This is a genomic window from Chondrinema litorale, from assembly GCF_026250525.1.
GTDB classification, from domain to species: domain Bacteria; phylum Bacteroidota; class Bacteroidia; order Cytophagales; family Flammeovirgaceae; genus Chondrinema; species Chondrinema litorale.
Window position 1 is genome coordinate 4,492,328 of sequence record NZ_CP111043.1, and the last position, 14,668, is coordinate 4,506,995.

The following is a 14,668-nucleotide window of genomic DNA, read 5'->3' on the forward strand; positions in this document are numbered from 1 at the left end:
ACTTAGGAAAAATAAAGAGTTAAGTTGGAATTAACTAACTTCTTTTGAAACTTAATAGTTACTTATATTTAGGATGTCTTTCTATTTAAGATGAATGTGAAAAATTACTGCTAATGGAAATTAATAAGGACTTTCTCAAAAATCTACCATTTATACAAGAATTACCATTAGAAGAAATCGACTGGTTAATTAAGTATGGTACTGTAAAAAGAATTTATGCAAAGGAAAATTTATTTTCATTAGGTGATAATGTAGATGAAATGTTCATTGTATTGGAGGGTAAAATTCAGGTGATGCTAAAATACAGTGGCCAATGGTTGCCAATTGCAGTGTATGAGAAAGGTTCTGTATCAGGTTTATTACCGTTTTCTAGAATGAAAAAGGCTCCGGGAAGTGGAATTGCTTTGGAAGACTCAAGTGTTTTACTCATACATAGAGACGATTTTGCAAGTATGGAACACGATGCGCCAGTGTTGTTAAAACGCTGTGTAGATTTAATGAAAGACCGCACTCGAGAAGGTGAAAGACGGCAGCAGCAGCAAGAAAAACTACAAGCGCTAGGAAAACTTTCGGCAGGTATCGCACATGAAATAAACAATCCAGCCTCTGCCATAAGTCGCTTTTCAGATTTACTAAGTAAGCAGCTCGACGACTTACAATCAATTACAATGAATCTGATAGACTTAAAATCTGATTCTTCTAAACTTTATGAAGCATATCAAATTCTAACCAGTTGTAGTACCAACGAGGCTGTAAAATTGAGTATTTTAGAAAGAAGTACTTTAGAAGATGAAGTTGGCTTTTGGTTAGAAGATCATGGAATAGAAGATAACATTGAGCTTTCTGAAGATTTGGTAGATATTGGCGTAACAGAAGATGAGCTTGAAGAATTAGAAGATGTAATAGATGCCAATGAAATGGAAGTGGTAATTAAGTGGGTAATAAATATGATAAATGCAAAAAAGATTACTTCTGAAATTGCACAGGGTTCAAACAGAATTGTAAATCTCGTTTCATCTGTTAAAACCTATTCTCATATGGATAGGGCAAATGATTTAGAAGAACTTGATGTATCTGATGGAATAAAAAGCACCATTGCTATGCTTAAGCATAAAATCCGAGCTAAAGGTATCATCTTGGAATATAAACTTTTGAGCGAAATGCCAAAAATAAATGGCAAGCAAGGTGAATTAAATCAAGTTTGGACTAACCTGATTGATAATGCTATTGATGCTTTAGAAACGAGAGGCACTTTAAAGATAGAAGCAGAACAGCAAGGTGAGTTTTTGTACATCTTTATTATTGATAATGGAAGTGGCATAGATAAAGATATCCAGGATAAAATTTTCGATCCTTTTTTCACGACAAAAGCGGTTGGAAAGGGTACAGGTTTAGGTTTGGATATCGTATTGCGAATTGTGAAATCTCATAATGGTAGTATTAAAGTAGAATCTGAAAAAGGAAATACAAAGTTTACAGTTTGTTTTCCGGTTGCTACTAAACCTTAATTTTCGAAAGATTTAAATTCTTTCTCAAAATCTGAATCGTTTACCCAGCCAGTTTTCATTTTTTCTCCATTCATATATCTCTTATAGAAGTTTACACCGCTACTATCAGCATAGGTATAGTTATCAAATACTTCTCCTTTGCCAAACATTCTGGGATCGCCCTGTTTTTTTAGTTCATTAAATAATTGTTCTTTTAATTGCTGCATAATATCTGTGTATTCTGGGTTTAGGCTCAGGTTATTCATACAAGCAGCATCCACGTCTAATCGATACAATTCTTCCTGTATTCTTTTACCCATTGCAAAATTCCAGTATTCAGAGAGTTCTTTGTTTTTTCTGTTATTGATCAATACCGATTTGGTGGGGCTTCCATCAATATTTAAATAGCCTGTTTCTGGGTTACCTGCGGGCCATCTTTCTGTTTCAAAATTATGTATGTAAAGCAAATTGTCTTTTACTATTCCTCGTATCGGATAACCCGCATCATTAGGTCTGCCAATATCATGTCTTTCTTTACCGATTAAAACATAATTTCTCTCAGCATCAATTTGTCCCTCTTTCTCTGATTTAAAAATAGAAAGGAGACTTTTACCTGTTATTGGAAGCATACCACTTGTTTTAATTGTTAATCCGGCAGCTTCTAAAAAAGTGGGAGCTAAGTCGATAAAACTTACAAAGTCTGTTATTTTTCTACCGGTTTTTTTAATACCCGCTGGCCACATAATTGCCAGTGGCAAATGGTTCGAGTATTCATAAGCTTGCCCTTTTGCTCTTGGGAATGGCATTCCATTATCAGAAGTCACTATTACAATAGTATTATCGAGTTCTCCACGCTCTTTTAATGTAGCTAACATCTTACCTAAGTGCTTATCGAAATATTCGAGTTCAAAAGCATAGTCGAGCATATCTGTTCTCACCGAATCATTATCTGGCCAAAAGGGCGGAACACTGCTTATATCAGTAACCTTTTTATTTCCTTTTTTTATACCTGCCTCAAACTCATAAGCCCGATGAGGTTCTATAGAACCATACCAAAAACAGAAAGGCTTATTTTCGGGAACAGAATCTAGAAATGCTTTAAAGTTTTCTGCATAATTATTATCGGAAATATGTTTGGCGGGTGGAGTTGTTTTTATTTGATTGAATGCTTTACCTGTAAGTTCTCTTTTTTTACCGGCTTCGTCTAAAGCTACTCCGGGAGCCCAACCTTTTGCGGTGTATCCTGTAAAGTATCCGTTTTCTTTTAGTGCTTCGGGAAAAGATTTATATTTTGAAGGGAAAAATGCCCAGTGGTTTCCGGCTTCTTCCAATTGCCACGAATTTCTACCTGTAATAATACAAGCTCTAGAAGGGGCACATTTTGCATTTGGAGTATAGCCATTCATAAATAGTAAACCGTTGTTAGCAACCTGATCAAACGCAGGTGTGTTTACCCATGTGCATCCATAAGCACTCATATGCATAAAGGTAGCATCGTCTGCTATAGCAAAGAGTATATTAGGTTTTTGTGGTTGGTTTTTTTGAGAGTTTGAACAAGAAAATAATGTGATTGTAGCTAATAAGGTTAAGCAGAAAAAGTAATTTATGCGCATTTCTAGACAGGTTAAATAAGGATGATAGCTCTTATAAATATAAGCATAAAAAAGAGTTGGTCTATCCTTATAAAAAAAGACACCTTCTAAAAAGAAGGTGTCCTTGAAGTTTGCATTAAATTGTTAGTAATTAGCTCAAGTCTAATATTTTATTTTATCTCTGATTCATGACTTATCGCTTTGATGTCGTAAGAAACTGCCAGAGACATTATTTTAGCTCCTGTTTTAATCATTGATGAATTGCTAATGAGCCAGATAGTATCGATTTGGTTTTTAAGTTCACCCAATGCTTTTTGCCATGCTACTCTGGCTCTGGGCTCATAGCCTTTCATATCATTACAATTCCAAACAAGAACAATCTTTAAGTTTTCTTTGCCAATAAATTGTCTTTTCCATTCTTCTATACCTTTTACACTTGATTGCTGACTAAATACTCCATTAAATGTAAAATACAGGCATATTCTGTTGTTAATAGTTTTCCACTCTACAGAAAGGTAGTCCTCTTGAACTTGATTAACTACCGATGCTTTTCTTTCTAATTCGTTAGTTTTTTTACCTTTTAGTAATTGAGCATACTTTACTTTCATTTTTTCAAGAATGCTGCTATGGGCTTTTTCACTGTGCTGTTCTAAAATAGTTGCCATCCGAGATATCTAATTAGTGCTTATTCAGATAACAGGTGAGTTTTAATTAATCATTGCGTTTGATTTCAGAAACCTATTATCTTTTCCCTTTTTATATATTATTATTAAACTCAATTAATAAACAGTATAAAAACACTAAAAAATATATCCTGATAGTTATATTAACTCTTATTAAAGTACAATGTTTAAGAAAATTGTGTTCAAGAAAAATTACTGGCAAAATATTGTCATCTTATCAAAAAAAGAGCTTAAAGATTGACGATATTTCAATAAAGAATTTTGGTTTAAATTACTCGTATATCTCGTCTAGAGGTGTTTCTCCTAACTCTAAGAAAAAATTAGCAATATTATCTGCACATGCATTCAGAAACTTTTCTCCTTTTTTTGCTGAAGCAGCATAAGGGTTGCCAACTCCGGTATCTTTAGTCACTTGAGTCCATGCACGTTGCGCTTGTACCCAACCTTCTTTAAAGGCTTTTAACTTAAACTTTTTAGCATAACCATCTCCGGCTTCTTCGAGTGGTAAAACTAATTCTGGGGCAATATGCATAATGGCAGAAGTTTCCATTTCTCCGGCATGGTCACCGGGCTCATCAAAATACTCATTCCAGTCGGTAGCTTTAAACCAGTTAAATGCACAAACAAATACATCAGGGTAAAAGAAAGACATTTCTCTAATCACCTGTTTAAAGTTGTTGCCACCGTGCCCATTCATAATAATCAGCTTTTGTATTTTCTGTCTTGAAAGCACATCTACGATATCTTTGAGCACAGCTATTTGTGTACTTAAGTTCATGTTTATACATAAGTCTACATCGAGCTGGCCAGTGTTTACTCCGAATGGCACATTGGGTAGCACTATCACTTTAGCGCCTTTTGTCCAAGCTTTTTCGGCAGCTACTGCGGCTACATATTCATTTTGTATGCTATCGGTAGCATAAGGTAGATGGTAATTGTGAGCTTCTGTTGCTCCCCAAGGTAAAACTGCTACATCAAACTTGGTTTCTTTTACACTTTTCCAGTTGGTTTCGGCGAGGATAAAGGGTCTTGGTTTTTTCATAATTATTTATCTTTAAAAAGTACAGTTGTTTCTAGATTTTAGACAAAAAAATGTTTCGAAATTTATATACTATCAAAATATTTAAAAAATATCTTGCATGCTAAATTCAATAAAAGCATATTTGACCGACCGTTCAGTGGAAAAATAATTGAATAGCAAAATGTCACCAAAAACGCCAAATCAATTTCAGGAGATAAGAGAGAAAAGCAGAGAGCATTTGTTGGCTGTGTCTATGCGATTATTTGCTCTCAATGGTTACCAAGCTACTTCAATCAGCCAGATTGCCAAAGAAGCAGGCGTTGCTAAAGGCGCTTTGTATCATTATTTCGATAGCAAAGAAACTTTGCTAGAAGAGGTAATAAAGCTAGGTCTTACTAATATTCAGGAGCTGTTTAATGATGAAGAACTGAAAAGCGGAGATGCTAAAGAACAGTTGAGAAAGCTCATGCAAAAGACTTTTAAATCTATGGAGACCGACAAAGAATTTTGGTCTTTGTATGCTTCTTTAATTACCCAAATGCGTGGCTCAGAAAAATTGAAAGAAATTTTTAGACCACTTGTAATATCGACCTTCGATATGCTTACTAACCTGTTAGAGAGCAATGGTGTGCCCGATGCCAGAATGCGTGCTTTAAGTATAGGGGGAATGATAGACGGTGTCGCCTTACACTATATGTATGTGATGGAAGAATATCCATTTGAAGAAGTGACCGATTACATTATAGACAAAATGTTGTTTCCTTAATCGCTTATAGAAAAGCTATTAAATAAATGAATTTTTACTTTAAAAATATAATGATTACTAACTTTTGATAAATTATTACTGAACGGTCAGTCAATAAATAGAAATAGATATGGAATTATTTAGAAATACTTCAGAAAGCTTATTGTTTTGCTTCTGTTTCTTGCTGATAACATTTTGTTTTTCAGGTGCAAAGAGTGAATGTGTTCATCCTCCAAAAGAAGATCTCAGTCCTAAAGAAATTGTAAAAAAGTCTGATGAAAAACTGAGAGGAACTTCTAACAAGGCAATTATGTCTATGAAAATTATTAGGCCAGAATGGGAGCGTAGCATGTCTATGAAAAGCTGGTCTAAAGGCAATGAGTATGGTCTAATTCTCATTACAGCTCCAGCAAAAGATAAAGGTACAGTTTCTTTAAAAAGAGAAAACGAACTTTGGAACTGGATGCCATCTATTGAGCGAACTATTAAAGTTTCGCCATCGATGATGTCTCAGTCTTGGATGGGTTCTGATTTTACCAATGATGATCTGCTAAAAGAATCTTCGATTGTAGAAGATTACAATCACCTATTGATAGGTGAAGAAAATGTAAACGGTTTCAATTGCTACAAAATAGAGATGAAACCCAAGCCAGATGCACCAGTAGTTTGGGGAAAAATTGTGCTTTGGGTAAGCAAAGAAGAATTTCACCAAGTAAAAGCAGAGTATTACGATGAAGATGAGTATTTGATTAATGTGATGCAAGGTTACGATCCTAAGCAAATGGGTGACAGAGTAATTCTTAGCAAACTCGAAATGATTCCTGCTGATGAGGAAGGGCACAAAACGGTTTTGATTTATGAGCAAATCGATTTTGATGTAGACATTAACGAGAACTTTTTCTCCCTTCAAAATATGCGAAGAGTTAGATAACCTTAATATCAAGCATTATGAAAACCATCTTTTCATTGGCATGGAGAAATATTTGGCGCAATAAGCGGAGAACCATTATCACTTTATCGTCTATATTTTTTGCGGTATTGTTGGCGCTCTTTATGCGATCTATGCAATTGGGCTCCTACAGAAACATGATCAAAAACAGTGTAGAGGCTTATTCAGGCTATATTCAGGTACACGATAGTGGCTACTGGGAAAATAAATCAATTAACCGATTGCTAGAAGATTCAGATAGTTTGAGAGCTGAGCTTACTACAAATCAAGCTGTAAAGTATTTGATACCTCACCTAGAAACTTTTGCACTGGCAGCTACAGAAAATCTTTCTAAAGGTGTGGCGATTATTGGAACAGACCCCGAAGCAGAAAACCACATGACTGGCATTGCAGATAAGATAACTGCAGGAGAATTTATAACTGCAAAAAGTGATGGAGTACTCATTTCAGAAGGTTTGGGTGAGTATCTTTCTTTAGGTGTGAATGATACCTTGGTTTTATTGGGGCAAGGTTATCATGGAACGAATGCGGTAGGTAAATTTCCTGTAGCGGGGATCATCAAACTGGTGAATCCGCAGATGAATAATAACACCGTGTATATGCCGCTTTCGCTTTGTCAGTATTACAATGGATCAAATAATATGTTGACTTCCTTAGCCATCGTGCTAGATAGCTACGAGTCAGTAGCTCCGGTAACATCAGAATTAAAGGCAAAACTAGGTAGTGAGTACGAGGTAATGGACTGGGAAGAAATGCAACCAGAACTAGTTCAGCTCATTCAGTCAGATAATGCAGGTGGAATCATCATGCTAGGGATTTTATACATGGTAATTGCCTTTGGAATTTTCGGAACCATTATGATGATGACCATCGAACGCATCAGAGAATTTGGTGTGCTCATTTCCATTGGTATGCAGAAAGTGAGATTATCAGTGCTGATTTTCTTTGAGACTTTATTAATCGGAGTAAGTGGTTTGTTTATCTCATTTATCGCTGGTGTTCCTTTACTTTACTACATGCATCAGCATCCGATTCCATTAACAGGAGATGCCGCTAAAAGTATAGAAGAAATGGGTTACGAACCGATAATTCCATTTTCGTTAGCGCCAGAGATATTCTTTACGCAAGGCATATCAATTTTGCTCATTGTGTTGGTCTGCTTGTTTTATCCCTATTTCAGATTGTGGTATCTAAAACCAGCCGAAGCTTTAAAGTGATGAATTTTCAAAAAATATATCAACCCATTTTAAACATTTCTATATCATGATTTTATCTATTTCATGGAGAAATATCTGGCGAAATGCTACCAGAAGTTTTGTGATTATTACAGCAGTTGCATTGGGTTTGGCAGCGGGGATTTTTTCACTGGCTGTAATGAATGGCTTAACAGAGCAAAAAATGCGAACAGCCATCGAAAATCAAACTTCGCACATCCAAATTCACGAAGAAGGTTTTACTGCTAATAAAGATGTAAAACTGTTCTTGAAAAATGCTGATAAAATTGATCAGGAATTACACAGCGATAATGCTGTAAAGGCTTTTTCGATGCGAACGGTTTCTACAGGAATGGTAGCTTCTTCTAAAGGCAGTGTTGGTTTGCAGTTAAATGGCATTAATCCTGAATCCGAAAAGCAAGTTACCTACATCTGGCAAAACATGCGAGAAGGTGATTATTTGAGTGAAGACAGCCGCAAGCCAATCTTAATAAGTAGTAAAACTGCAGAGAAGTTAGAGGTGAAAATGAAATCGAAAGTTGTACTCACTTTGCAAGATGTAAATGGCGAAATTGTAGGTGCAGCCTTTAGAGTGGCTGGCATTTTTCAAACAACTTCAACGGCTTTTGATAAAGGAAATGCTTTTATCAAAAAAGAAGATCTACAGAAGCTTTTACAAACGCCAAATCAAGTTCACGTGGTAGCGATTCTATTAAACGATGCTGATGAAGTTCCTAATGAATTAAGCCAGTTGAAAACCTCTTTGGGAGATGATTATCTCATTCAAAGTTGGAAAGAAGTATTACCAGAACTCTCTTATTTGAGCGATGCCAGTATGCAAACCAACTTCTTGTTTTTGGCTGTAATATTAACCGCTTTGGCTTTCGGTATTCTTAATACAATGTTAATGTCGGTTTTTGAACGAATAAAAGAAATCGGAGTACTTATGGCTGTGGGAATGAACAAATTAAAGGTCTTCAACATGATTGTGATTGAAACCATTTTACTCTCTGCTTTAGGTGCTTTAGTTGGGATGTTAATAGGCATTATCATCATTAACTGGACTGCTCAACACGGTATCAATCTTTCCATGTTTGCCGAAGGTTTGGCTTCTTATGGAGTCTCTGACACCATTTACCCAAGTCTATCTGTGAGCTTCTATATTATGTTGATGATTATGGTTTTTGTAACAGCCTTGTTGTCTTCCATTTATCCGGCAGTAAAAGCATTGAGCTTAAGGCCAGCCGAAGCTTTACAAGGATTAAACAATTGATATATGATTTTCAAAACAAAAAATATTTCTTACCACTATGAGTGTCATTGAAATTACGAATCTGCAAAAGATTTATAATCCTAAAAAAATTCCAGTTCATGCTTTAAATGGCATTAACCTTTCTATAGAAGAAGGCGAATTTACTGCCATAGTTGGTCCATCTGGTTCAGGTAAATCTACCTTACTCAACTTGATTGGCGGACTCGACGAACCTACCGAAGGAAAGGTAATTATTAATGGAGTAGATATATCTACTCTATCGGGCAGGCAATTGATCGATTTCAGATTGAAAAATATTGGTTTTGTATTCCAGAATTATTCTTTGTTGCCAGTGCTAACTGCCAGAGAAAATGTGGAGTTTATCATGCAATTGCAAGGCAGAAAAAAGCTAGAGTACAAACAGATAGCAGAGCAATTATTAGAAGAAGTTGGTTTGGCAGAAAGAATGGATAACAGACCTTCTCATCTTTCGGGTGGGCAGCAACAGAGAGTGGCAGTTGCCAGAGCTTTGGCTTCTAAACCCAAATTTATTTTAGCAGACGAACCCACTGCAAATTTGGACTCTCACTCAACCAACGAGCTACTCGAAATGATGCTCAAATTGAACCAAGAAGAAAATATGACTTTCATTTTTTCTACGCATGATCAAAGGGTAATTGATAAAGCCAGAAGAGTAGTAAGTATAGTCGATGGTAAAATTGAAGAAGATATATTCACATCAAACACAGTTGATTTAAAAGAATCTCATGAAAATTAAAAACAAGATTTTTTTACAAGAATGGATGTTTTTGGTGCTAATCTGGATTCTTTTTATGAACCTCGCCGGCTTGTTTTATTTGGGAATGCAAGATTATATCTGCATTGGCGAGTGGGAAGTATATGCCAACTCTTGGTTTGCCTATTTTGAAAATACGCTTTTCGGTTTTGTGTTCGGGACGCTATTCGCAATGATTAATCACATCTCGAACTTTACCATATTGAGGAAATACAACTTTGGTAAAATTATCTTAATCAAAAGCTTTTTCTACATCATTGCATTCGTAATTACAGTATTTATCAGTGTGAGTCTTTACTATGCAATTGGTGCTTTTGAGGGTAAAACACTAGGCGATATTATTGATTTTATTCAGCCAAGTTCGCTGGTAGTTTGGGGCTGTTTTATGTTTATTTTGATTGTATTTACCAACTTTTTATTACAGATAAATAAAAAATTTGGGCAAGGTGCTTTGCTTAAAATGCTTATGGGTGAATACCACCAACCTAAAGATGAAATCAGGATTTTTATGTTTCTCGATTTGAAAGGCTCAACTTCCATCGCTGAAAAACTTGGGCACAATCTTTACAGCCGCATGATTCAAGATTGCTTTCATGAATTAACTGATGTAGTAATTGGCCACAAAGCAGAAATTTACCAGTATGTGGGAGACGAAGTAGTACTCACTTGGAAAGTAAAGGAAGGTTTAGAAAACCTCAATTGCATTCAATTCTATTATTCATTTAGAGAAAAACTTCGGTCGAGAGAAGCTCATTTTATGAAACACTATAACTTGTTGCCACAATTTAAGGCCGGTATGGAAATGGGCTCAGTTACGGTGGCGGAAGTGGGAGATATAAAAAGAGAAATTGCGTATCATGGAGATGTGTTAAACACAGCAGCCAGAGTGCAGGAAAAATGCAATGAATACAACCAGTGGATTCTTATTTCAGAAAATTTGGCATCTGCTATTCGCGAATCAAACGGAGTTGAATATCAACTGATTGATGATGTAAACCTACGAGGTAAAGTAAATGGAGTGAAAATCTATGCTGTAAATGAAAATGTGCGACATGAGAAGGTTCAAATTTAATTTATTTTTACTATTACCGATTGTCTTTATTTTTTTCGGAAATATCTCTCTAATCGCTCAAGATGATTCTGATGAACCTTCTGACTTTTTTGTGAAAGGTTACCTGAAAAATCTTCAGTTGATTTCTTTTCAAGATGCAGGTGGAGAGTGGTTGCTAGATAACATCATTCACAACAGGCTCAATTTAAAATGGTATGCTAACGACTATTTAAATTTCTCTTTGGAGATGCGAAATAGGTTGTTTTATGGTGAAACTGTAAAAAGCTTTCCGGCTTATGCGGATATAACCGGAACCGATTATGGCTTGGTTGACATGAATTGGATTCCAGTAAGCAAGCAATCTTTTTTTCTGCAAAGTAACATAGATCGGGCTTATGTAGAATATGCCAGAGGCAACTGGGAACTTCGAGTAGGTAGACAGAGAATTAACTGGGGGCAAACTTTCGTTTGGAATCCCAATGATGTGTTTAATGCTTATTCATTTTTCGATTTTGATTATGAAGAAAGGCCTGGCTCTGATGCTGTTTTGGCTAGATATTATACTGGAGTAACATCGTCGGCTGAGGTGGCGGTTGCTTTTGCCGATAGTTTAGAAGCCAGTAAAATTGCCGGAATGTATCGCTTTAATAGATGGTCTTACGATTTTCAACTAATTGGTGGTAAAATAGCAAGAGATTGGATGTTGGGCTTCGGCTGGTCTGGTCAGTTAGGAACTGCCGGATTTAAAGGGGAACTTACATGGCTGCAACCCAGAAAAAAAGAGTTTGAAGAAGACGCTGCTGTTGTAGCCACTGTATCGGTAGATTATACTTTTAAGAATCAGTTATATCTGCAATCAGAAGTGATTTTTAATAGCAGTGGTTCTTCTGGCAGTCCCGGAGCATTCAATTTCTTTCAACAATTAAGTACACGAAACCTAAGTCTTACCAAGTTTTCTTTTTTTCTACAGAGTTCTTATCCAATTACTCCTTTAATTTCAGCAGGCTTGGCAGGAATTTATAGTCCGAATGATCAGTCTGCTTTTATCGGTCCTTCTTTCGATTTTTCTTTGAGCGATAATCTAGGTTTTTTACTCACAGGTCAGGTTTTTAGTGGCGACGAAGAGTCTCAATATGGTAGTGCCGGCACCATAATTTATTCCAGACTTAAATGGAGTTTCTAATTATTTACCTCTCTGAAGCTGAAATTCTCAGTAGAATTGAAATTTTAAGAAAAATTGTCGCTGTTTTTTTTGTTGAGGTTGGTCCAGTTTTCTGAAATTTTTAGCTTTGCACATGACAGAAAAAATTTACATCTTCGATTTTGGTTCACAGTACACCCAACTGATAGCAAGAAGGGTTAGAGAGCTGAACGTATATTGCGAAATTCATCCCTATAACCATTTACCAGTAATTGACAAAGAGGTAAAAGGAATTATTCTTTCAGGTAGTCCGCATTCTGTTTTCGATAATGATGCTCCTTCAATAGAACTAGATTCGTTACGTGGCGAACTTCCGGTATTAGGTGTTTGCTATGGCGCGCAGCTTACTGCATTCGAAGCTGGTGGAAAGGTAGTTCGTTCTGAAACTAGAGAATACGGCAGAGCCAATTTAGAATTTATAAATGATCGCAATCCATTATTAAGACATATCACAGCTAAGTCTCAGGTGTGGATGTCGCACGGTGATACTATTAAAGAGTTACCAGAAGATTTTACCATTATTGCCAGTACCAAAGATGTGAAAGTAGCAGCTTTCCAAGTAGAAGGCGAAGAAACTTACGGCATTCAGTTTCACCCAGAAGTAACGCATTCTACCGAAGGGGAACAGTTATTGAAAAACTTCTTAGTAGATATCTGTGGATGCGCACAAGACTGGACACCTGCACATTTTGTAGAAGATACCATTGCTGATCTTAAAGAAAAATTAGGCAACGATAAAGTAGTAATGGGACTTTCTGGTGGGGTTGATTCCTCAGTAGCTGCGATGCTTTTACACAGAGCTATTGGTGAAAACCTTTATTGCATTTTTGTAGACAATGGCTTGTTGAGAAAAGATGAGTTCGAAACCGTGCTTCATTCTTATGAAGACATGGGACTCAATGTAAAAGGTGTAGATGCCAAAGATGCATTTTATAAAGAATTAAGTGGAGTAACAGACCCTGAGCAAAAAAGAAAAGTAATAGGTAGGGTTTTTATTGAAGTATTTGACGATGAGTCTCATAAAATTGAAGATGTTAAATGGTTAGGTCAAGGTACAATTTATCCTGATGTAATCGAGTCAGTTTCAGTAAAAGGACCTTCGGCTACCATTAAATCTCATCACAATGTAGGTGGTTTGCCAGATTTTATGAAATTAAAAGTAGTTGAGCCACTAAACACCTTGTTTAAAGATGAGGTAAGAAGGGTAGGAAAAGAGTTAGAAATTAAACAAATTATTCTTGGCAGACACCCATTCCCAGGCCCTGGTCTTGGTATTAGAATTCTAAGCGACATTACACCTGAGAAAGTGAGAATCTTACAAGAGGTTGATCACATTTTTATAAAAGGATTAAAAGACTACGGTTTGTACGATGATGTATGGCAAGCAGGAGTAATGTTGTTGCCAGTACAATCTGTTGGCGTAATGGGAGATGAACGTACTTACGAAAATGTAGTTGCCTTAAGAGCAGTAGCCAGTTTAGATGGAATGACAGCCGACTGGGTACATTTACCATATGATTTCTTAGCAGAAGTAAGTAACAAAATTATAAACAGAGTAAAAGGTGTAAACAGAGTCGTTTACGACATTAGCTCTAAGCCACCAGCCACTATTGAGTGGGAATAAATTTTTAAAGTATTCATCTGAATTACTGAACAAAAAGCTGGAATATTTACTTTTTTAGTAGAATATTTCAGCTTTTATTTTTTAGCACTTTCACTTATTTAATCTAAAATACGTATGCTTTCGTGGGTTAAGAGACACAGGTTCAAATTAGTTGCAATCGTCATGGTCCTTTTGTTGCCGAGTCTGTTTCTTAAAAATCTAGATTCAAATATTACTGAAGCTGAAGTAATACAGCAGTTTAAAACAATGGCTTATAGTCAAGAATTTACTCCTGAGTTCGATACCATACATGTGATGGATAGAAGTATTTATTATATGTGCATAGGAGATACCACCAAGCCATTGGTATTTTTTGTACATGGAGCTCCCGGGTCTTATGATAACTTTATGGGTTTTCTAAAAGATAGTACTTTGCTGCAACATGCTCGAATGCTTTCAGTTGATCGCCCCGGTTATGGCAATTCTGGGAAAAAAGAAAGTGAAACTTCTATTGAGAAACAGGCTAAAATGCTGCTCGAAATATTAAAAGCCAATGATAAAGGGCGAGGAGTTGTTCTGGTTGGCCATTCTTATGGTGGGCCAATAATAGCGAGAATGGCAATGGAAGTAGCTGATAATGAACCTGATTTAATAGATGCTTTGGTATTGGCGGCTCCAGCAATTGATCCAGAACATGAGAAAATCTTCTTTGTTTCGAGAAAGGTACCTTGGGCAATTGTAAAATGGATTACTCCCAGATTTTTGAAAAGAGCCAATGACGAAAAAATGACGCATGTAGAAGAATTAAAAAAAATGCTTCCGCTTTGGGAAAAAATTACAATTCCTGTAACTTATATCCATGGAGAAAAAGATGGCTTAGTCCCTTTTGAAAATACAGCATTTGCAAAAAGGGTATTGGTAAATGCACCAGTTGATTATGTAACCAAAGAAAAAATGGGACACTTAATTCCTTGGAAAAACCCAGAGTTAATGAAAGATGCCATACTCAAACATCTCAGTCAAATAGACTCAGTACAACATATTTCTCTTTCGGGGAAATAATTTTTTGAACTT

General features: G+C 36.0%; 13 protein-coding genes. 10 read left to right on the plus strand and 3 right to left on the minus strand.

The annotated features are described in order from the left end of the window. Positions 1-113: 113 nt before the first annotated feature. Positions 114-1,508, plus strand: coding sequence for an ATP-binding protein (locus tag OQ292_RS18545; protein ID WP_284683639.1), 1,395 nt, complete (start codon positions 114-116; stop codon positions 1,506-1,508). On the opposite strand, the gene OQ292_RS18550 is transcribed toward OQ292_RS18545, so the two are convergent. The 3 genes from OQ292_RS18550 to OQ292_RS18560 all read right to left on the minus strand — a co-directional run bounded on the left by OQ292_RS18550 (position 1,505) and on the right by OQ292_RS18560 (position 4,804). After that, positions 1,505-3,100, minus strand: a complete 1,596-nt coding sequence (locus OQ292_RS18550) for a sulfatase family protein (RefSeq protein ID WP_284683640.1) — start codon at positions 3,098-3,100, stop codon at positions 1,505-1,507. The two genes, OQ292_RS18545 and OQ292_RS18550, sit on opposite strands and share 4 nt — an antisense overlap. A 149-nt stretch (positions 3,101-3,249) precedes the next feature. Further along, complete coding sequence (locus tag OQ292_RS18555; protein ID WP_284683641.1) at positions 3,250-3,744, minus strand: hypothetical protein; 495 nt, start codon at positions 3,742-3,744, stop codon at positions 3,250-3,252. Positions 3,745-4,033: 289 nt separating this feature from the next. Then, positions 4,034-4,804 (minus strand): creatininase family protein, encoded by a 771-nt coding sequence (locus tag OQ292_RS18560; RefSeq protein WP_284683642.1) that lies wholly within the window; start codon positions 4,802-4,804, stop codon positions 4,034-4,036. A gap of 160 nt (positions 4,805-4,964) precedes the next feature. Here OQ292_RS18560 and OQ292_RS18565 point away from each other — a divergent pair, with 160 nt between their 5' ends. From OQ292_RS18565 to OQ292_RS18605, 9 genes are all read left to right on the plus strand, one after another. Then, entirely contained in the window at positions 4,965-5,549 is a 585-nt protein-coding gene (locus OQ292_RS18565) for a TetR/AcrR family transcriptional regulator (protein WP_284683643.1), read from the plus strand. A 109-nt stretch (positions 5,550-5,658) separates the two neighbouring features. Then, positions 5,659-6,459, plus strand: coding sequence for an outer membrane lipoprotein-sorting protein (locus OQ292_RS18570; protein ID WP_284683644.1), 801 nt, complete (start codon positions 5,659-5,661; stop codon positions 6,457-6,459). A 17-nt stretch (positions 6,460-6,476) separates the two neighbouring features. Continuing rightward, the gene (locus tag OQ292_RS18575) at positions 6,477-7,694 is read left to right on the plus strand and encodes an ABC transporter permease (protein WP_284683645.1); all 1,218 of its coding nucleotides are present in this window, start codon (positions 6,477-6,479) and stop codon (positions 7,692-7,694) included. Between the two features lie 46 nt (positions 7,695-7,740). Beyond that, the gene (locus tag OQ292_RS18580) at positions 7,741-8,964 is read left to right on the plus strand and encodes an ABC transporter permease (protein ID WP_284683646.1); all 1,224 of its coding nucleotides are present in this window, start codon (positions 7,741-7,743) and stop codon (positions 8,962-8,964) included. A 37-nt stretch (positions 8,965-9,001) separates the two neighbouring features. Continuing rightward, positions 9,002-9,721: an ABC transporter ATP-binding protein gene (locus tag OQ292_RS18585; RefSeq protein ID WP_284683647.1), complete on the plus strand. Its 720-nt coding sequence runs from the start codon at positions 9,002-9,004 to the stop codon at positions 9,719-9,721. Beyond that, entirely contained in the window at positions 9,711-10,811 is a 1,101-nt protein-coding gene (locus OQ292_RS18590) for an adenylate/guanylate cyclase domain-containing protein (protein WP_284683648.1), read from the plus strand. Before OQ292_RS18585 ends, OQ292_RS18590 begins: the two co-directional genes overlap by 11 nt. After that, positions 10,792-11,973: a hypothetical protein gene (locus tag OQ292_RS18595; protein ID WP_284683649.1), complete on the plus strand. Its 1,182-nt coding sequence runs from the start codon at positions 10,792-10,794 to the stop codon at positions 11,971-11,973. Before OQ292_RS18590 ends, OQ292_RS18595 begins: the two co-directional genes overlap by 20 nt. 112 nt (positions 11,974-12,085) lie before the next feature. Then, entirely contained in the window at positions 12,086-13,615 is a 1,530-nt protein-coding gene (guaA, locus tag OQ292_RS18600; protein ID WP_284683650.1) for a glutamine-hydrolyzing GMP synthase, read from the plus strand. Between the two features lie 162 nt (positions 13,616-13,777). After that, entirely contained in the window at positions 13,778-14,656 is an 879-nt protein-coding gene (locus OQ292_RS18605; RefSeq protein ID WP_284683651.1) for an alpha/beta fold hydrolase, read from the plus strand. Positions 14,657-14,668 lie beyond the last annotated feature (12 nt).